This is a genomic window from Wenzhouxiangella sediminis, from assembly GCF_003410055.1.
GTDB classification, from domain to species: Bacteria; Pseudomonadota; Gammaproteobacteria; order Xanthomonadales; family Wenzhouxiangellaceae; genus Wenzhouxiangella; species Wenzhouxiangella sediminis.
This window is the reverse complement of record NZ_QUZK01000002.1, coordinates 55929-74098: the sequence shown is the minus strand read 5'-3', so window position 1 is coordinate 74098 and position 18170 is coordinate 55929. Positions and strand designations below refer to the sequence as shown.

Genomic DNA, 18170 nt, shown 5'->3' with positions numbered 1-18170 from the left:
GAAGGCTCGATGCAGCTGCACCGCCTGGCCGGCATCGTCGGGTCCGACTGCACGCTGCCGCCGATCGAGGCGACTGAGGTCCGGCGCTACTCTGGTGAGGTCATTCAGAACGACAACCCCGAAATGGTCGAGTCGTTCACTAGCATCGTCGACCTCGAGGGGAGGCTTTGGGGAATGGAACGGCTCTTCAATCCCATCCCGAGCCCGATGTGGGCGGGCGCCCGAGTCCACCACGTGGTTTGGACCGAGCCGACACAGGAATCCGGTGCAATCGAGGGTCGAGCCGAACGGGTCTGGTGGACCTTGGAATCCGGATTGCGAGAAGGGAGCAATGTATCCGGAAGCTGGCCCAGCGATGCGCCTGGCGGAGAACTGGATTGGCAGCTCGGCGACGATGAATTCGAGTTGGCCTGGGTGCCAGCCGATGACCAGCGTGCGCTGGTTGCCCCGGTTGACGCCGGAGCGCTGGCTGGCCGGTGGGAGGTGCCAATGCAAAGCCAACTCACGGACGAAACCGCCTGGCTCGAGATTGAAGCCAGCGGACGAGCCTGCATTGAAATGTCGCCATGGTACGAACCGCCGGGAGCCTGCCATTTCGAAGGCAGGATCGACGCCCCTGATGGTGAGCACGGCCTGATCGATTTCGAATTCGCTCGTCCCGAGGAATCGCCGGGGGCGCCCCATCGCGGCCGCGGCTGGCTGACCGACGGGCCGGACGGGCTTGAATTGATCCTGGTCGGTGACGGCGGCTTTGGCCTGATGGCCCACCCCGAGCCCTGAATCACCGCTCCCCACGCCCGGACGCGATCCGACGATAGAGCGCCTCGACCCGTCGTTCCACCTCGGCGGAGGGAACGATGGGTTGAGGCCACTCGCGGTCCGTCTCGCCCGGCAGCTTGCGCGTGGCGTCCAGGCCCAGCTTGGACCCCAGGCCGGGCTCCGACGAGGCAAAATCCAGCACATCCACCGGGGTGCGTTCGACCATCAGGCTGTCGCGCGCCGGATCGACGTGATTGGCCAGGGCCCAGAGCACCTCATTGCCGTCGCGCACGTCGATGTCCGCATCGACCACGACGACGAACTTGGTGTAGGTGAACTGCCGAAGGTAGGACCACACACCCATCATCACCCGGCGGGCATGCCCCGGATAGCGCTTGTCGATCGACACCAGGGCAATGCGGTAGGAACAGGCCGCCGGCGGCAGGTAGAAGTCGCGGATTTCCGGGAAGATGCCGCGCAGGATCGGCACGAACAGGTCATTGAGCGCCGAGGCCAGGACCGAGGGCTCGTCGTGGGGCGATTTGCCCATGAAGCTGCCCTGGTAGATCGCGTCTTCGCGCATCGACACACGCTCGACGGTCAGCACCGGGTAGACCCCGGCCGCGTTGTAGTGACCGGTGTGATCGCCGAAGGGACCTTCCACGGCCGTGTCGTCCGGGTGGATATGGCCTTCGAGCACGATCTCGGCGCCCGCCGGCACATCCAGCCCGGTCAGGGGCGCTGCCGCGACCCGGCTGCGGGCGCCGCGCAGCAGGCCCGCGAACTGGAACTCCGAAAGCGTGTCCGGCACCGGGGCGACTGCCGCCAGCGTGGTCGCCGGATCGGCGCCGATGACCACCGCAACCGGAAAGGGCTCACCCGGCCGGGTTCGCTGCCATTCGGCAAAGTCCTGCGCACCACCACGATGCGCCAGCCAGCGCATGATCACGCGGTTCGGCCCGATCAGCTGCTGCCGGTAGATGCCGATGTTCTGTCGCCCCAGCCGGGCATTGTTCGTCACCACCAGACCGAGCGTGATCAGGCGCCCGGCGTCGCCGGGCCAGCAGCGCTGGATCGGCAGGCGCTCCAGGTCGATCTCGTCCGCTTCGAGCACCCGCTCGTGAAAAGCCGCCCGCTCGACCCGCCGCGGCGCGACCAGCGCCAGCTGACCCAGCTCGGGCCAGTCGGACAGCGCCGACCGGACCGAGCGCGGCAGCCGCGGTTGCTGCAGCCGCGCCAACAGTTCACCGAGTTCCGCCAGGCCGCGAACCGGGCGGTCGCCCAGCACCGCCTCGATGCGCCGCCGATGCCCGAACAGGTTGAGCAGCAGGGGATGATCGCTGCCACCGACGTTCTCGAGCAGGAGGGCCGGGCCGCCTTCGGACTGCGCATGGCGCGCCAGGGCGGTGGCCTCCAGACACGGGTCCACCGGCTCCGAAATCCGCGCGAGTTCGCCGTCGCCTTGCAGCGCGTCGAGAAAGCTTCTGAGATCCTGGTAAGGCAAGACTCACGACCACCGATGAAAGCGGGGTCGGAGTCTAGGCCCCAGCGCGGCAGAAGTCCTTGTCGGCGGTCAAGCCGTCCCGCCGCGCCATTCGAGATCTAAGGCTGGCTGCGGTTGTCGAGAAGCACCTCGAACTCGCCGCGATCGTCGGCCGAAAGCGGCGGACAGGGCGCCGGCTCGCAGCCGTGAACGATGAATCGGAAGCGCAGCTGATCGCAGGCCAGCAGCAGCTCCTCCATGTGGATGTAGTGGAGCAGCCCGCCACCGCCGGGATGGCCGACGGCATCGGGCGAAGGCAGCTGTTCGCGGATGCCTTCCATCCAGCCGATGCCAAGCCAGCTGCCGTCGTCGCGCTTCATCTCGGTCTCGAGCTCGAGGGCCAGCTCGGTGGACGCGATGCCTTCCGGGTAGCCGACCTCGTAGCGCACAAAGCATTCCTCCGCGCCCTTTTCTTCGCCGCTGACGCTGAAGGTCACGCCGCTCAGGGTCGGTTCCGGCGCGGGGGCGCCTTCCGGGGACGGCGTATGCACGCAGCCAGCGAGAGTCAGCAACGCCACTACGGTGATCGGCAAGCACGATTTCATGGTCTGTTTTTCCTGATCCAGTTGGATATTCGGTTTCAATTTTGGCCGGCGCCGGCAGGATCGCGGCCGACCAGCAACATCTCTTCGAGCGCGGCCAGGCGGGCCTCGAGCGCGGCATTGCGCGCGGCCAGCTCGCTTCGGCTTCGTTCGCTCTCGGTGCGTTGTTCCTGCATGGCCGCCACCAGCACGGCGCTGAGACGGTCGTAGCGCACGCCTTCGATTTCGCCGGCTTCGTTGCGGGTGATCAGCTCCGGCATCAGTTCGGCCACCTCCTCTGCGACAAAGCCGATATCGGCCTGGCCGCCGTCGATCCAGCGGTATCGCACCGGTCGGAGCGCGGCGACGAGATCGACACTGGAGCCCAGGTTCTCGATGTCTCGCTTGTAGCGCGCGCTGGAAGAACAGCTGGCCAGCTGGTTGTTGGCGTTGTGGCACAGGGCGGTCGCTCCGGCACTGCCCAGGGTATCCACGCGCAAGGTGCCGTTGACTCGCAGGCGGTTGCCGGCCGGACTGTTGACGTCACTGCTGCCGGTGAACAGGGCGCCGCCTGCGGCCCGGACCAGGAACTGACGTGGGCCCGACGATACAAATGGGTCGACGAGCGGCTGGTCGTCAGACCAGATGAAGGTGCCGTTGTCTCCGTCGGCAGTCCCGCTGACAGGGGCACTGGCGCAGGATCCAAGTATGCCGGCCAGGCCGCCCGAGCCGGAGCCGGGTCGCACGATCGCATTGCGTCCGCCGGCCCAACTGTATCGGCCGCCGGCGCAGTTATCGGCACCGCCGCTCACCGTTGCCATGAAATGGGCCGCAGCATTCCGGAACCCGCCGGCGACCACGCTGCTGTTCCCGCTTGCCGTGTTTTCGGCACCGCCGCCGACCACCCCCAGTATGGTCGGGGCCTGGTTGCTCGATCCGCCGCCAATGAAACTGCGATAGCCGTCGGCGTGATTGTTGATGCCGCCGGCCACCACGCTGTGTTCGCCCGAAGCTATGTTAGGGGCGACTTCGGCGCCCCCGCCCAGTACGGCCGAGCCGGCCGCCGTGGCCGAGTTGGCGGGATGCCCGATGGTGACCGAAGGACTATCCAGATTGGGGGGTTCGGAACCGCTGCGCGGCTCGAAGCGAATGGCCTGGTTGACCGATGCATGAATGACATCGCCGCTGACCGGATCGAAGCTGAACGGCGACTCCGAATCCGGCACGTTGAGCGCATGCAGGGCCAATGGCGCCGCACTGACCGCCTGGCGGGGCGTCAGCGGCGCACCGTTGACCCACACTTCCAGAAAGCGTTCGCCGGCGGCGAAGGTCGTGGCTGTGAAGGTCAGTTCGACCTGGAACAGGCCGCCGTCGACCGGATGATTGACGAAGGTCTGGCCCAGGCCGAGCTGATTGCCGTCTTCGAAGGCATCGAACAGCCGAAACTCCAGGTTGGCGGTGCCTTCGAAAGGCTGCCCGTTGTTCTGCAGCTGGCCCTGGTAGGTGATGGTGTTGTCCTGGGCAAAGGCGAACGACTGGGTCAGGCCCAGCAGGACGAACAGGCTCAGGACCGGGAGCAGGCGGATCGCATGGAATCGGTTCATGGGTGGTTTCCGGACGAATTTCAGGATGTCGTCCGGATACACGCAATCGGCGGCCGTTTCCCTTCAGCGTGCGCTCGGACCGAGGTCAGGTCATCGTCTCGAGCCGGAATCTCGGGGGAATCCGCGCGGATCGTGAAAGGGCATCACCGCTGCTCCGGGAGGAAGCGGCCAGCCTGGTGGGCCATGAGGCCAACCAGGGAGGCAAACAAGCCCTACTGATCGAAGCGATCGCCGAACAGCAGGTCCACCTGCGCGGCCGGCGACTCGTAGGCACCGAGATCCCATGGCCCGAGACCGCCTTCGGGCGCGGGAAACAGCGGCGGTCCGTCCCAGGTCAGACCGCGCGGGTTGTAGTCCAGATCTCGCCTCGGGACTTCATGGCGGTCGTCGCAATAGTCGATCGCCGGTGAGTCCGGCCGCAAGCGGTAGTTGGTTCGATCGGCATCGATGAACCGGGGGTCGATGCCGCCGCTATAGGCGATCAGGCTGTCGGCACCGGTCGCGGCCGGCAAGGCATCGCCGAGCACGCAGTCGAGCGAGAGCGAAATCGCACCCACACCGCTGTCGCTGCGCCAGGTCGTGCCACGCAGGATCGAACTCTGGACGCGAACCGCGGTGGTCTGGCCCGTTGCCGCAGCGTTCTGAAACAGCACCGGGGTCTGATTGTCGTCAACGGTCGTGAACCGCAACTGCAGGTCGATCGCGTTCGAGGCCCGGAACAGGGAGCTGCCGACGTTGCCGTGAACGAGCGCCCCTTCGATCCGGACCTCGGTCGGATCGTCCGCGTAGATCGTCGAGTTGGTCGCTCGCACGGCACTGCCGCCGCCATTGCTGTCGCTGCTGGTGGCCTGGTTGCCGCGCAGGATGGTGCCGGCAAGGTGGACCTCGGACGGGCCGCCGACCTGCAACGCACCGCCGCCGATGGCCTCGTTGTCAGCCAGCACACTGCACGGCAGGTATTGGATCTGTCCGTCGCCGATCACCGGATCGCGGCAGGGTTGCGCCAGCGTCATGAACAGCCGAGCCCCGTCGCGCACGTCGAGACCACCGCCGAAATTGGCACGATTGCCGATCACGTAGGCGTCATTGACGGTCACCAGTGAACCGCTGTCCGTGACCGAAATACCGCCGCCGTTGGCGGCTTCGTTACCGGCAATCACGGCGGCATGCTCACTTCGATTCAGGATCGTGGCACTGCCCCCGTTTTCGACGTAGAGACCACCGCCGCGGCCGCCGGCAGTGTTGTTGACGATACCGCCGGAAGGGAAGAACAGGGCAACGGGCCCGCCATTTCTCAGGGCCACACCCCGGCAGCCGTTCACGGCAACGCCGCCGCCGTGCGAGCCGGCTTCGTTGCCACTGATCAGACCGGTGCCCACGAAAACCAGGAAAGGCAGATCGCTGGTATCGTGGGTCGACTCGCAGTAAATCCCGCCGCCCTTGCCGGCCGTCTGGTTGTTGGCGATCAGCGAGCGGTCGTCGATCGTCAACATGATGCCGCGGGGCGACGGCGCGGCATCCCGCGTCGTCAGCACCCGAATGCCGGCGCCATGATCAGTGGCGTCCGTGCGCGAGTTTTCGATGACCTGGACGTTGTTGAGCTCGACCACCAGCCGGTTCGGCGTGCCGCGGATCAGCATGCCGCCGGAGAAGTATCCGAAGCTGCCGCCGCCGCGAATGATCAGGTTCTCCAGCGTGACCCGCTTGAGCGGCTCTTCCGGCGCTGCGTTGTAGAGGACCTCCGCGACCAGGCCGCTGCCTTGCTGATCGAAGGTCGTGAAGCCGCTCCCCAGGCCCGAGCTGCAGTTGTTTCGACCACCAATCAGGGTCAAGGCCTTGCCGGCGACCACGAAGCCACTGCCGGCCGGTCCTGCCATCAGCCGGATCGTGTCGCCGTCGTCGGCTGCGTCGATGGCGCTCTGGGCGCTGGCGAAATCACAGTTGGCATCGGGGCCGACGGTATGGATGCTCTGCGCCGCGAGCGGCACGCTACAGATCAACAGCAAACCGGCAAGCAGGCGAGTCGCGTGGAATCGGTTCATGGGTGGTTTCCGGACGAAGTTCAGGATGTCGTCCGGTTACACGCAATCGGCGGCCGTTTCCCTTCAGCGGCAGCGCGAACTCAGGGAGTGACCGCCGGGACGGCCGAGCTGCCGGCGGTCAGTCGTTGCTCGACCGCGGCCACCTGGGGGTCGTCGGCCGCGCGGCCGAGCTTTTCGCGCCACAGCGACAAGGCGAGTTGGTACTCGGCCCGCGCCTCGGCCTCGCGCCCCAGCGCTTTCAGGGCATCGCCGAGTTCGACTCGGGTGACGGCCTCGAGGTTGTCGCGGCGGTTGTGCCGCAAAACGGCGATGGCCTGGCGCAGCGGCGCCTCGGCCTCGGCCGGCCGGTCGAGGGCCATCAGGGTCGCGCCCTGACCGAACAGCGAAAAGGCGCGGCGCAGGTGGCCTTCGGGTACGACTGCGCGCACCAGCTCGTCGACGCGACGATAGGTGGTCAGGGCTTCCTCGTAGCGCCCGAAATCGCGTAGCAGGCCGGCCAGGTTGTTGTTCATGATGATCGACACGGCGTGCAGCTCGCCGCGGGCGGCGACGTAGCCCTCGGCTGCGGCGCGGGCCATGGCGATGGCCTCCTCGGCCCGGCCGGCGGCGCCGAGCACCAGGGCGAGGTCTCCCTGGTGCTGCAGCAGCTGCAGGTCGTCGGGCGTTGCCGAGGCCTGCTGGATCGCGATGCCGCGCTGCATTCGCTCGAGCTTGAGATCGGCGTCGTCGGTGGCCAGCCCCAGATCGAACAGAACGCGGCCGGTCAAAGGATGCGCCGCGCCGAGTTGCTCGCGGTAGATTGCCAGGGCCTGAGCGATCAGGTCTTCGGCGCGTTCACGGCCCGGATGAGCCTGGTCGCTGAAACGCAGGTAGAGAAAACCCAGGTCCCAGAGACTCTCGGCGGTATCGGGGTGGTCGGGGCCGAGCACCCGCCGGCGGCGTTCAAGCACGTCGACGAACAGGCGCTCGGTGGCTTCGAAGTCGCCGCGCTGCTGACGCAGGGCGAGCGCCAGGTGACGCTGCGCGCTGAGGGATTCCGGGTGATTCGGGCCGCGGCTGGCCAGTTCGAGGCGGTGGATCTCGCGGCGGGCGCGCAGGGCCTCATCGGCCAACTCGAAGGCCAGCAGGGCGTCGGCCACGGTTTCGAGCAGCGCGATGCGGGTCGGCGTCGAGGCGGCCGACTCGTCCAGGGCGCGCTCGAGCACGCCGCGCAGGAGCGCATGGGCATTGACCTGGTGGCCAAGACCCACATTCGGGTCGGCCAGGCGCATCAGTTCCTGCAGCATACTGGCGACCGACTGCGCCTCGTCGCGCTGCGCTCGCGCCTGGTCGGCCTGGTAGAGCGCCGCGCCGGCGGTGACGGCCAGCAGCACGAACGCGGCGACCGTAGCGCCAAGACCGGTGCGGTGGCGCCGGGCGAACTTGAGCGCCTTGCGCCAGCGTCCGACCGGCCGCGCCTGCACCGGCAGTCGATCGAGCCAGCGGCGGAGGTCCTGCGCGAAATCGCTGGCCGTGCCGTAGCGCCGGCCGGCCTCGGGCTGGACGGCAAAGGCGGCAATCGCGTTGAGGTCGGCGTCGATCTCACTCGCCTTCACGCCCGGGGGCATCTCGCCGGCGCAGGCCACCGACGACAGGCTGGGCCGCTCGGCTTCGCTGCTGGCCTCGAGCATGCCCGACAGGGACAGCCCGGACACGGACAATGGAACGCGCCCGGCCAGTAGGCGATAGAGCAGGCAGCCCAGGGCGTAGACGTCGGTGGCCGCGGTCACGGCCTCGCCGGTGAACTGTTCGGGCGCGGCGTAGTCGGGCGTGAGGCGCGCGCCCAACGGCGCGGTGGCGCCTTCCGGGTCGATATCGGCCAGCAGTCGGGCGATGCCGAAATCGAGCAGGCGCACCCGCCCTTCGGCGTCGACGAGGATATTGGCCGGCTTGAGGTCGCGGTGAACGATCAAGTTGCAGTGGGCGAACTGGACCGCCTCGCAGACCTGCAGCAGCAGCTCGATACGCGCCCGAATCCCGAGCGATCGTTGGTCACTCCAGGCGTCGATGGGCTGCCCGTCGATGTGTTCGAGCACCAGCCAGGGCGAACCGTCTTCGGCCGTGCCGCCGTCGAGCAGGCGGGCGATGCCGGGATGATTCAGTCGCGCGGCGATCGCACGCTCCTTCTCGAAGCGGCGCACCATGTCCTCGTCCTGCAGCGACAGGGGCAGCAGCTTGACGGCCACCTCGCGCTCGAAGGCGCCGTCTGCGCGGCGGCCGTGATAAACCGAGCCCATGCCGCCGGAAGCGATGCGCGGTCCGATTTCCCAGGGACCGAGTCGGCGCGCGCGCCAGTGCTCGTCTTCGCGCCGGTCGAGATCGAGGCCCATGGATTCGAGCAACTGCGGCGCCATCGACCCGATCGACGGTGGCTCGGCATCGGCGCGAAGCGCCTCGATCGCGGCGGCGAGCAGCTCTGGGCGGTCGCCCAGGCGGCGCTCCAGCTCGGCCTCTCGCTCGCCCGCGGGCAGCGCCAGGCAATCGCTCAACGCGCCGTCGAGCCGCCGCCAGTCGGCGTCGTCAAGCGCCATCGCGGGTCTGCTCGCTGTCACGCTGACCTGCAAACCAGGCGCGCGCGCGAACCCAGTCGCGCTGTACCGTGCTGACCGAAGTATCCAGGGCGACGGCCGTTTCCTGCTCGTTCAGGCCCGCGAAGAACCGGCACTCGATCACCTGGACCAGGCGCGGATCCTGGCGAGCCAGCACATCCAGCTGGCGATCCAGATCGAACAGACGCTCTGCCTGATCAGCCACGGCGATGCGCTCGCAGTCGAGTGTCACCATGCACTGTTTGCCGCCGCGCTTGTCGGCCCGCCGGCGACGGGCAAAGTCGATGATGACCTGGCGCATGGCGCGCGCAGCCACCGCCAGGAAGTGACCGCCATCGCGCAGGTCCTGCATCCTGCCGCCGGAGAGCTTCAGATAGGTCTCGTGCAGAAGACCCGTCGTGTCCAGGGTCATTTGAGGGCCGGACGCCAGCATGCGCTGGCGCGCCATGCGATGCAGTTGCCGATAGGCCAGCGAGAACAGGCGATCGAATGCTTCATGCTCACCGGCGCGCACTCGCGACAACAGGACGGTGAGCTCGCCGATGACGACGTCATCCTCTGGGCTGCTGCTGGACATCCTGGGCAATCCGTGGCCGGGCTCCCCACCCGCGAGCCGCAAGTATCCAACGGATCCAGGGCGATTTCTACCGTCGTTCAGCGTGCCGGGCGAAATGGCGCCGGATCGATCGCAGGACTGCGAGCCAGGACGAGATCGGCGATCAGTTCGGCCGAGCCGCAAGCCATGGTCCAGCCCATCGGGCCGTGCCCGGCATTCAGGTACAAGCCCCCGATCCGCGTTTCACCCAACAGCGCTCGTCCGTCGGGCGTAACCGGCCGCAGGCCCGCCCAGAGGCGGCCGGCCGCCGGGGTGAGCCGGTCCGCCAGGGCGGGCAGGAGATTCCGCGCGCTGTCGAGCAGGACGTCCATTCGCGCCGGGGGAATGGCGCGGCGATGCCCGGCGAAATCCGCCAGGCCGGCGACCCTCAGGCCGCGCTCGCCCAGGCGCAGGGTCACGAAGCGGCGCGCGGTATCGAGCAGCGGGAGTTTCGGCAACGCCCCGGCGTCGTCGAGCTCGAAGCTGGCCGAGTACCCGCGGACGGGTCGGATCGGAACGCGCAGGCCGAGCGGCGCCAGCAGGCGCGGCGTCTCGGGCCCGGCGGCGATCACGCAGGCATCCGCCTCGATCGATCCCCCGGCGACGGCCACCGCCTTGAATCGGCCCTGGTCGCAGACGATGCGGCTTACCGCTTTGCCCAGCCTCATCTGCGCCCCCTGGCGTTCGGCCTCGGCGGCCGCGCAGCGCGCGAACCGCGCCGCATCGCCGGATTCGTGACGGGAATAGAACAGCGCACCGGCGAGCCGCTCGGCCACCGGCGTCAGCGCGGGTTCGCGGGCGACGGCTTCGTCGGCGGCAAGCGGTTCGACCTCGCCGAGCCCCTCGATCAGCCGGCGGCGCGTGGTGAGCGCCCGGTCCAGCGCTGGCCGCGAAAAGTACAGCTGCATGGACCCGGCCGTCGTCTGCGCGTATTCGAATCCGTAGCGGGATCGCCAAGCGCGCATGCGATCGAGCGAGTACAGGCCCAGTCGGATGTTGGCTCGGGCATTGGCCGCAAAGCGCGACGACCTGGACTGGGCCAGGAAGCGCAGGCCCCAGCCGCCCAGCGAGGGCAAGCTGCCCAGGGGCAGCTGCCAGGGGGCGTCGCCGCGGCCGAGATAGGAGAACAGGCTGGTGGCCAGTCCCGGGCCGTTCCAGGGTTCGGAATGCAGCGGCGTGACCCCACCGCCGTTGGCATGACTGGTGTCGTCGGCGAGGCGGTCACGCTTGTCGATGAGCGTGACTTCGAAATCGCGCTCGGCCAGGGCCAGCGCCGTGGTCGCCCCCACGACACCGCCGCCGATCACGAGCACTCGCCTGGCCATCACCCGGACTCGCCGGGCGCCAGCACCTTGCCCGGATTGAGCAGGTCGTCGGGATCGAGGGCCCGCTTGAGGCGCCGCATCAGGTCGAGGCGCACGGCATCGCCCCGCCGCGCCAGCTCGCCTGCGCGCAGCCGGCCGATGCCGTGCTCGGCGGCGATCGAGCCGCGGTGACGGACGACGGCGTCGAATACGATGCGGTTGCAGTCACCCTCCAGGGCCCGAAAGGCATCGGCGGCCATGTCTTCGGGCTGGCTCAGGTTGAAGTGCAGGTTGCCGTCGCCGATGTGCCCGAACACGCAGGGCCGGATGCCGGGCACCTGCCGCTCGAGGGCGGCACAGGTTTCGGCGACGAATTCCGGGATGGTCGCCACCGGGACCGAGATGTCGTGCTTGAGGCTGACGCCGCCGGTCTTCTGCGCCGGCGAGATCGCCTCGCGCAGCCGCCAGAGGCTGTTCGCCCGGGTGTCGTCGCCGGCGACGACGGCATCCGCCGCCACGCCCTCGTCGGCGGCACGCTCGAGGGCCTGCACGCAGGCATCCTGCAGCCAGTCGCCGGCGACCGCCGTGTCGCACTGGAGCAGCAGGTACCAGGGATACGCGCGCACCAGCGGATCGTGGGCATCGGGCAGGTAGTCGAGCACGAAGTCCAGCGCCAGTCGCGGCATCAGTTCCAGCGCCGAGACGGTCTCGCCCAGATGGTTTCGCAGCAGGCGCAACAGAGTCAGGGTGGCGGGCAGGTCGTGCACGCCGATGAAGGCCGTCATGCTCTGTCGCGGCATCGAGACGAGATTGAGCGAGGCGGCGGTGATGATCCCCAGGGTGCCCTCCGACCCGATGAAGAGCTGGTTGAGGTCGTAGCCGCTGTTGTCCTTTCTCAGCGAGGTCAGGCCGTCGAGCACGCGGCCGTCGGCAAGCACGACCTCGAGGCCCAGCACCTGCCGGCGCATGTTGCCGTAGCGAACGGTCAGGTGCCCCCCGGCATTCGTCGCGATGTTGCCGCCGATGGTCGCCGTACCCTCCGAGGCCAGGCTCATGGGGAACAGCAGGCCGACGGACTCGGCGGCGGCCTGCGCGGTGGCCAGGGTGCAGCCGGCCTCGGCGATCAGGCTGGCGCCGTCGGCGTCGACCTCGCGGATTGAGCGCATTCGCTCCAGGCTCAGGATGACCTCGTGCTCGGGCCGGTCGATGCTCTGCCCCCCGACCAGTCCGGTATTGCCGCCCTGCGGCACGATCGCCACGCCATGCTCGCGGCACAGCAAGACGATCGCGGCCACTTCCTGGGTGCTGGCCGGGCGAAGCACCGCCAGCGGTCGTTCGTGGTAGCGCCCGCGCGGCTCCGCCGTGTATCGGTCGAGGTCGGCCGCGTCCCGGACGACACCCGATTGCCCCAGCACGCGGGAGAAGGCTTCGAGCAGACCGGAACGCGCGGTAATGTCCATGCCCGCATTATCGCAGACGGAAGCGGCCATCCCCCTGAACCTGGCGCGCCTATCATGGTCATCACTGACATGACCGCGTCCACGAAGGCCTGACGATGAAAAGACTGTTCGCCCTGTTTCCCGTGATCCTCTGGCTGGTCGGCTGCACCTGGACGGTCGACATGCGCTCGGACGATGAGGCGGCCGGGGCCGAGGCCCCCGACCCCTTTTTCGTGGAAGCCCAGCTGTTCTATCCCGAGCGGATCGCGCTGCCCGGCGACGCCGAAATGCTGGTTGCCGTCGACGCCGTCGGCCCCGACGGGCGCAAGTCGCTGACGCGATTCAGCACCCGCCTCGAAGGGCGCCAGGTTCCGGTCCCGCTCGGCTTTTCGGTCCAGCCCGAGAGTAATGCCCCCTCGATCTACGAGCTGAGCGCGGCCGTGCTGGTGGGCGACGAGCTGCTCAGACTGACCGGGCCGGTCCTCGTCATGCCGGAGGATGGACGCGCCGAACTGGGTGAAGTGCGTCTGCACGAGCCGATTGCAGCCGGCTTCGGCCAGGCCTGGCAGTGCGGTGGCACCGAAGTGATGTTCGGAGCGGTCGACGAGCACCTGTTCCTGGCCGTCGACGGCCAGCTGCACAGCGTCGAACAGGTCCCGGCGGCTTCGGGGGTCCGTTATCGCGCCGGCGGCGAGTCGCAGTTGGGCATTCACGAAAAGGGCGGAGAAATCCTGCTCCTCCGCGGCGACGAAGCGGTCCGCGACTGCCGGCGGCTGGAGCCCCTGTCCGCACCGGTTTCCGGGGGCGGCAACGAGCCCGGATGGCGCGTCGAGATCGGCGAGAAACTGATCGAGCTGACCAGCGACTACGGGCAGACCGTCACGACCGCGCCCATCGTGCAGACCGGCTCGAGCGGCCGAACCACCCGGTTTCGCGGACTCGGCGAGCACGGCCCGATCCTGGCGGCCTTCGAGCGAAGCCTCTGCCGGGATTCGGCCACCGGCATGCCGCACCCCTACACTGTGGCCATGCAGTTCGAAGACGGCCGGCTGGGCGGTTGCGGCGGCAAGCCCCTCGACCTGCTCACCGCGAGCACCTGGCGGGTGGTGCAACTGGCTGAGGATCCGGTCCCCGACGCGATCGAAGACGGAGAGGAGGTCGAGATCAGCCTGCAGTTCGACGATGACGGGCGCGTCGCCGGCCGGGCCGCCTGCAACCGCTACACGGCCGGCTACGAACTGAGCGGCGAAGGCTTGTCGGTCGGTCCGGCGGCGGCCACGAAGATGGCCTGCCGCGAACCCCTGATGAGCCTGGAGAAGCGATTCCTCGATTTACTGGCCGGCGTCCAGCGCTTCGACATCGGCGACCGGGGCGAACTGATCCTGGTCGGACCGCAGGGCCGAATCACCGCCGTGGATCAGGGACTGTAAGGCGTCTCGTCTTCACCTTCATCTTCGGGCCGGGCCTGCCCTGCCTCGCCGGAGCGCCGCAGGGCCAGGCGCGTGCAGGGCGGGCCGAAAATTTCGAAGATCACGGTTGCCGCGATCACCATCGTCAGCAGGTAACCGTCGATTTCGGGAAAGCGCTGCTCGATGATCAGCGCCAGGCCCAGCGCGATGCCCGCCTGCGGCAGCAGTGCCGGACCCAGCCAGCGCCTGAGCGTGGGGCTGCCGCCGGCCAGCGCCACGCCCAGCACCCCGCCGCCGATCTTGCCGACGACGCGCAACGCGACATAGGCGAACCCGAGCACGCCCACGCCGAGCAGCACATCGACGTGCAGCGAGGCCCCGGCCAGCACGAAGAACAACAACAGGAAGGGCCACTCGATATGCTCGATCTCGTGGAAGGCGCGCTGGTGATGACGGGCCACGTTGGTCATGACGGCACCCATGGTGATCGCGGCAAGAATGAACGACAGGTTCCAGAGCGTCGCCAGTCCGGCGGTGAGCAACACGATGCCCAGCGCCTCGAGCAGGGTCGGCTCACCCGGCCGGATGCGCTGCGTCAGCAAGCCGGCCAACAGGCCCAGCACGCCGCCGAGCAGTACAGCGCCGCCGACTTCGCGCACGGCGTGGAACAGAAAGCCGTTGCCCTCTCCCATCCCGGTCATGACGGCCACCGCGGCAGCCGCCAGGCTGAAGATCAGCAGCGCCCAGGCATCGTCGAAGGCCACCACGCCGAGCAGCGTGTCGGTCAGCGGACCGGCCGCGGATTCCTCGCGCACGACGTCGAAGGTAGCCGCCGGTGCGGTGGCGCAAGCCACACCGCCCAGCAACAGGGCGACGGCCGGCTCGATGCCCAGCAGCATCAGGCCGAACGTGGTCACGGCCGCGGTCGCGACGGCCTGGACCAGCGAGACCACCAGGGCCGTTCGTCCCCAGGCGCGCATGCGCTCGGGGTGAAATTTCTCGCCGATCAAAAAGCCCACCATCACCAGGGCGATGGTGGTCATCGGCTCGAACCACCGCTTCGCCTCCGAGGCGTCGAGAAAGCCGGCCATGTCGGGCCCGATCAGGTAGCCGAAGATCAACAGCAGGGTCACGCGCGGCACCGGCAGCCGCCGGCCGACCGTCTCCACCGCCAGGCCGCCGAGCAGTAGCGCGCCGAGGGTAATCAGGGTTTGGGCTTGCGTGACGGGCTCTTCCATTCCGCAAGGGTAGCCGGTTCAGGCGCCCTTGCGGCCCAGGGCCTCGATTCGCCCGAGCCAGCGCGAGCGTCCCCGATCGTTCTTGCCGGCCACGCCGCCGACGAAACAGCGCCGCACGGGCCGGATGCCGCAGAAGTGCAGGATATTGCGTTTGAGGTTGCGGTACCCATGGGCGCCGAAGAACCAGCGATAGACCGGCCCGGGCATGCCCATGGTGATGACCACGCGCGCCGACTTCCCCTTGAGCAGGCGCTCGCCAATGCCCTCTCGCGCGTCGGCGGCAAACGCGAAGCCGGGGCGCATGACCTGCTCGAGAAAAGCCTTGACCCGGGACGGCAGGGTGCCCAGCCAAAGCGGAAAGAAGAAAACCAGGTGATCGGCCCTGGCGATCTGCTCCTGCACCGGGCGCAGGGATGCGGGCAACTCGCCGTCGGTCCATTCCTTCTCGCTGGCGAGCATGGGGTAATCGAGATCGGCCAGGCGCACCGCTTCCACGCTGTGGCCGGCGGCCTCGGCGCCCTTGCGGTAGGCCGCGGCCAGGGCGTGCCCGAAGTGCTCTTCGGCCGGGTCGGGGTGGCCCTGGATGATCAGGATGCGGCGGCTCACGGCGGCGTCCCGCGCAGGAATTCCAGCGGCCCGGGCAGGCCGCCCTTTCCGGTCAGCTGACGCGCCACGGCCTGCCGGAAGGGCGCGACGCGACTGGCCACGCGCAGCACCGAGCGGCGCAGCAAGCGGGCCGGCAGACGGTCGTCGGTATAGAGCCCGACCACCGTGGCGGTCGCCAGGTACAGCGGCAGGCTGGCCATCCGGTGCCGGCGCTGATAGGCCGATAGCACGGCGGGGTCGGAGACCGGCCGGCCCCGCCCGATCGCCGCGCGCATCTCGCCGGAGAGGATGTCGATGCCGGTCAGTCCCAGATTGAAGCCGTGGGCGGTGACCGGGTGCATGCCCACGGCGGCGTCGCCCACGGCAGCCAGTCGCTCGCTCACCAGCCGGTCGGGCCAGACACCGACCAGCGGATACAGATGCCGTTGGCCTTCCAGGCGCATCTCGCCGAGGCGTCCGCGGTACATGGCGGTGACTTCACGGTTGAACTCGGCTTCGTCGAGCTCCGACAGCCGCCGGGCCTGCTCGTGCGGCAGGGTGATGACCGCCGAGGCGCGCCGGCCGTTGAGCGGCAGCAACGCCAGGGTGCGGTCGTAGCCGAACCACTCCCAGGCGACGTGTTCGTGGTCGTGCTCCAGGCGCATCCGGGCCAGCAGCATGCTGCGCCCGAAATCGCGCATTCTCGCGCCGATCCCGGCCGCCCGGCGCAGGCCGGAAAAGCGCGAATCGGCGGCGATGACCAGTTCGGCATCGACCGAGCGCCCGTCGGACAGGGAGAGCCGGCGACCGCCGGCTGACAGGGCCGTGCCCTCGACGGAGACGCCCGCCTCCACCTCGACCCCGTCCTGAGCGGCCACGGCGTCCCAGGCGGCCTTGCGGATGTGGTGATTGGCGACGAGCGTGCCGAGCCGTTCCCTGCCGCCGTCGGCGTGGCTGATACGCATGGGGCGTTCCGACTCCCCGTCGAACACCGCCGCATCGCGCAGATCGCTGAGCGCATCGGAATCCAGCCGCTGCCAGACACCGAGGCGCTCCAGCACGGCCTGCGAGGCGTGGGTCAGCGCGATCTCCCGCCCGTCCTCGGCCGGGTCGGCCAGGGACTCCCCGGAGCTACCGTCGAACAATCGGATTTCGAGACCCATGCCGTCGAGGGCACGGGCCAGGCAAAGGCCGGCCGGGCCGGCACCGACGATGGCTACGTCGATTTTCATGTCGCTCTCGCTCCGCTTCACTTATGACGATCAAACTATCACGCCGCTGGGAGCGTTGATTTGACATCGATCAGGCCGCCGATGGCGGTCCGCCGTCACCACCGGCGCCTTCAAGCGAGTACCATATGGCGCTGGTAATGGATCCGCTGCGGAGAAAGCCCGATGGTCGCCAAACGCAAGGAAGGCGAACTCCAACCCGCCTGCCGGGAGCATGAATACGAGGTCAGCTGGGAAGACCTGCCGCTGTCTTGCCCGACGCCCGAGATGAAGCTGTGGAACGCCCACCCGCGCGTCTACGTGCCCGTGCATCGTTCCGGCCGCGAGGCCTGCGAATACTGTGGCGCGGTGTTCGTGCTGCGCGATCCCGACCCGGACGCGCCGATGCCCATGTTCGACAATTCCGAAATCGAGGACGCTTTCCGCCGCGCCCAGCAGCGCGTGCGCGATGAGCGCAGCCAGCAGGGCTGACCCAGCCACCCGCAGCAGCCCACGCGGTCTTCTCCAGGGGCCGGCTTGCGAATCATGCATGCAACCCGCATGTAATATCTCGCAGCCATCATTCTGAGGAGAAGCATAATGAAGAACTGGAGAATAGTCGTCCTGTTGGCCGGCCTGTTGGCCATGGGCCCGCTGTCGGCCCAGGAACCGGCGAACTCACCAGCCGGGCAAAGCGAGGACGCCCTCAGCCTGATCACCGGCACGCCGGCCGAAGGCTTCGACCTGGCCGTGAAGCTGGCCCGCCGGGCCGTGGTGGCGACACAGCCGAACAAGGAAGTGCTGTTCGATCAGCGGCCCGAATACTCCGAGGACGCCGAGGACCTGATCGCCGCCTCGCACGTGGTCGCGGTGCATTTCCAGACCATCGCGGCAGCCAACGACTACTGGAAGGATTGAAGTCCACGCGCAGTAGATTTGCGTGGACTTCACCCATCAGAGAATTTCCTCGAGCACTTCACGGAGCACGACCGCCTGGTTGTGCTCCGTGTCCTTCGCGCCGTAGAGCAGCACCAGCCCATCCGAGCCGGCCATTTCGGCCAGTTCCCTTAACTGCTCACGCTTGTCGTCGTCCTTCAATTCCTTGCGGTATTTCTGCTTGAAGGCTGCCCACAACTTGGGATCGTGGCCGAACCACTTTCGGAGTTCGCTCGAGGGCGCGAGTTCCTTGTACCAGTGATCCAGGTTGGCATCGTCCTTGGAGACGCCGCGCGGCCAGACGCGGTCGACCAGCACGCGCGTGCCGGTCGTGTCCTGATCATGGTCGTAGATGCGCTGGATGCGAATGCGGTCACTCATCGTGGAGCCTTCATCGTG

16 protein-coding genes are annotated in these 18170 nt (G+C 68.3%); 4 read left to right on the top strand and 12 right to left on the bottom strand.

Annotated features, from left to right (window positions below):
• Positions 1 to 780: hypothetical protein (locus tag DZC52_RS00320; protein WP_220338230.1), on the top strand; the 780-nt coding region annotated here is incomplete at its 5' end.
• Between the two features lies 1 nt (position 781).
• Here the strand turns inward: DZC52_RS00320 and DZC52_RS00315 are convergent.
• From DZC52_RS00315 to DZC52_RS00280, 8 genes are all read right to left on the bottom strand, one after another.
• Entirely contained in the window at positions 782 to 2263 is a 1482-nt protein-coding gene (locus tag DZC52_RS00315; protein ID WP_116649126.1) for a UbiD family decarboxylase, read from the bottom strand.
• Between the two features lie 98 nt (positions 2264 to 2361).
• Positions 2362 to 2847, bottom strand: coding sequence for a YajG family lipoprotein (locus DZC52_RS00310; protein WP_147307560.1), 486 nt, complete (start codon positions 2845 to 2847; stop codon positions 2362 to 2364).
• Positions 2848 to 2882: 35 nt separating this feature from the next.
• Positions 2883 to 4427 (bottom strand): tail fiber domain-containing protein, encoded by a 1545-nt coding sequence (locus DZC52_RS00305; RefSeq protein ID WP_116649124.1) that lies wholly within the window; start codon positions 4425 to 4427, stop codon positions 2883 to 2885.
• 212 nt (positions 4428 to 4639) lie between these two features.
• A complete protein-coding gene (locus DZC52_RS00300) occupies positions 4640 to 6469 on the bottom strand; it encodes a right-handed parallel beta-helix repeat-containing protein (RefSeq protein WP_116649123.1) in 1830 nt (609 codons plus the stop codon).
• Positions 6470 to 6549: 80 nt separating this feature from the next.
• On the bottom strand, positions 6550 to 9039 hold the full coding sequence (locus tag DZC52_RS00295) for a serine/threonine-protein kinase (protein WP_116649122.1): 2490 nt from the start codon (positions 9037 to 9039) through the stop codon (positions 6550 to 6552).
• Positions 9029 to 9634: an ECF-type sigma factor gene (locus DZC52_RS00290; protein ID WP_116649121.1), complete on the bottom strand. Its 606-nt coding sequence runs from the start codon at positions 9632 to 9634 to the stop codon at positions 9029 to 9031. Before DZC52_RS00290 ends, DZC52_RS00295 begins: the two co-directional genes overlap by 11 nt.
• A gap of 77 nt (positions 9635 to 9711) precedes the next feature.
• Positions 9712 to 10977: an FAD-dependent oxidoreductase gene (locus tag DZC52_RS00285; RefSeq protein WP_116649120.1), complete on the bottom strand. Its 1266-nt coding sequence runs from the start codon at positions 10975 to 10977 to the stop codon at positions 9712 to 9714.
• Positions 10977 to 12416 (bottom strand): FAD-binding oxidoreductase, encoded by a 1440-nt coding sequence (locus tag DZC52_RS00280; RefSeq protein ID WP_116649129.1) that lies wholly within the window; start codon positions 12414 to 12416, stop codon positions 10977 to 10979. Before DZC52_RS00280 ends, DZC52_RS00285 begins: the two co-directional genes overlap by 1 nt.
• A gap of 95 nt (positions 12417 to 12511) precedes the next feature.
• Between DZC52_RS00280 and DZC52_RS00275 the strand changes: the two genes are divergently transcribed.
• Positions 12512 to 13825, top strand: a complete 1314-nt coding sequence (locus tag DZC52_RS00275) for an META domain-containing protein (RefSeq protein WP_116649119.1) — start codon at positions 12512 to 12514, stop codon at positions 13823 to 13825.
• Here the strand turns inward: DZC52_RS00275 and DZC52_RS00270 are convergent.
• The 3 genes from DZC52_RS00270 to ubiM are packed head-to-tail and all read right to left on the bottom strand — an operon-like array spanning position 13813 to position 16859.
• Positions 13813 to 15042, bottom strand: a complete 1230-nt coding sequence (locus DZC52_RS00270; RefSeq protein ID WP_116649118.1) for a cation:proton antiporter — start codon at positions 15040 to 15042, stop codon at positions 13813 to 13815. The genes DZC52_RS00275 and DZC52_RS00270 overlap by 13 nt on opposite strands.
• An 18-nt stretch (positions 15043 to 15060) precedes the next feature.
• Positions 15061 to 15648: an NAD(P)H-dependent oxidoreductase gene (locus tag DZC52_RS00265; RefSeq protein WP_116649117.1), complete on the bottom strand. Its 588-nt coding sequence runs from the start codon at positions 15646 to 15648 to the stop codon at positions 15061 to 15063.
• On the bottom strand, positions 15645 to 16859 hold the full coding sequence (gene ubiM / locus DZC52_RS00260) for a 5-demethoxyubiquinol-8 5-hydroxylase UbiM (RefSeq protein ID WP_116649116.1): 1215 nt from the start codon (positions 16857 to 16859) through the stop codon (positions 15645 to 15647). The genes DZC52_RS00265 and ubiM overlap by 4 nt, the downstream gene beginning before the upstream one ends.
• Positions 16860 to 17021: 162 nt before the next feature.
• Between ubiM and DZC52_RS00255 the strand changes: the two genes are divergently transcribed.
• Both DZC52_RS00255 and DZC52_RS00250 read left to right on the top strand, forming a co-directional pair.
• Entirely contained in the window at positions 17022 to 17327 is a 306-nt protein-coding gene (locus DZC52_RS00255) for a zinc-finger domain-containing protein (protein ID WP_116649115.1), read from the top strand.
• 108 nt (positions 17328 to 17435) lie between these two features.
• The gene (locus DZC52_RS00250; RefSeq protein WP_116649114.1) at positions 17436 to 17753 is read left to right on the top strand and encodes a hexameric tyrosine-coordinated heme protein; all 318 of its coding nucleotides are present in this window, start codon (positions 17436 to 17438) and stop codon (positions 17751 to 17753) included.
• Between the two features lie 36 nt (positions 17754 to 17789).
• On the opposite strand, the gene DZC52_RS00245 is transcribed toward DZC52_RS00250, so the two are convergent.
• Positions 17790 to 18152, bottom strand: a complete 363-nt coding sequence (locus tag DZC52_RS00245) for a DUF488 domain-containing protein (protein WP_116649113.1) — start codon at positions 18150 to 18152, stop codon at positions 17790 to 17792.
• Between the last annotated feature and the right edge of the window lie 18 nt (positions 18153 to 18170).

Bases quoted from the DNA above. Each gene is read 5' to 3' on its own strand.
- DZC52_RS00310 (WP_147307560.1), bottom strand. From the start codon at position 2,847: ATGAAATCGTGCTTGCCGATCACCGTAGTGGCGTTGCTGACTCTCGCT.
- DZC52_RS00275 (WP_116649119.1), top strand. From the start codon at position 12,512: ATGAAAAGACTGTTCGCCCTGTTTCCCGTGATCCTCTGGCTGGTCGGC.
- DZC52_RS00280 (WP_116649129.1), bottom strand. From the start codon at position 12,416: ATGGACATTACCGCGCGTTCCGGTCTGCTCGAAGCCTTCTCCCGCGTG.
- DZC52_RS00255 (WP_116649115.1), top strand. From the start codon at position 17,022: ATGGTCGCCAAACGCAAGGAAGGCGAACTCCAACCCGCCTGCCGGGAG.
- DZC52_RS00300 (WP_116649123.1), bottom strand. From the start codon at position 6,469: ATGAACCGATTCCACGCGACTCGCCTGCTTGCCGGTTTGCTGTTGATC.
- DZC52_RS00285 (WP_116649120.1), bottom strand. From the start codon at position 10,977: ATGGCCAGGCGAGTGCTCGTGATCGGCGGCGGTGTCGTGGGGGCGACC.
- DZC52_RS00270 (WP_116649118.1), bottom strand. From the start codon at position 15,042: ATGGAAGAGCCCGTCACGCAAGCCCAAACCCTGATTACCCTCGGCGCG.
- DZC52_RS00305 (WP_116649124.1), bottom strand. From the start codon at position 4,427: ATGAACCGATTCCATGCGATCCGCCTGCTCCCGGTCCTGAGCCTGTTC.
- DZC52_RS00245 (WP_116649113.1), bottom strand. From the start codon at position 18,152: ATGAGTGACCGCATTCGCATCCAGCGCATCTACGACCATGATCAGGAC.
- DZC52_RS00295 (WP_116649122.1), bottom strand. From the start codon at position 9,039: ATGGCGCTTGACGACGCCGACTGGCGGCGGCTCGACGGCGCGTTGAGC.
- ubiM (WP_116649116.1), bottom strand. From the start codon at position 16,859: ATGAAAATCGACGTAGCCATCGTCGGTGCCGGCCCGGCCGGCCTTTGC.
- DZC52_RS00250 (WP_116649114.1), top strand. From the start codon at position 17,436: ATGAAGAACTGGAGAATAGTCGTCCTGTTGGCCGGCCTGTTGGCCATG.
- DZC52_RS00290 (WP_116649121.1), bottom strand. From the start codon at position 9,634: ATGTCCAGCAGCAGCCCAGAGGATGACGTCGTCATCGGCGAGCTCACC.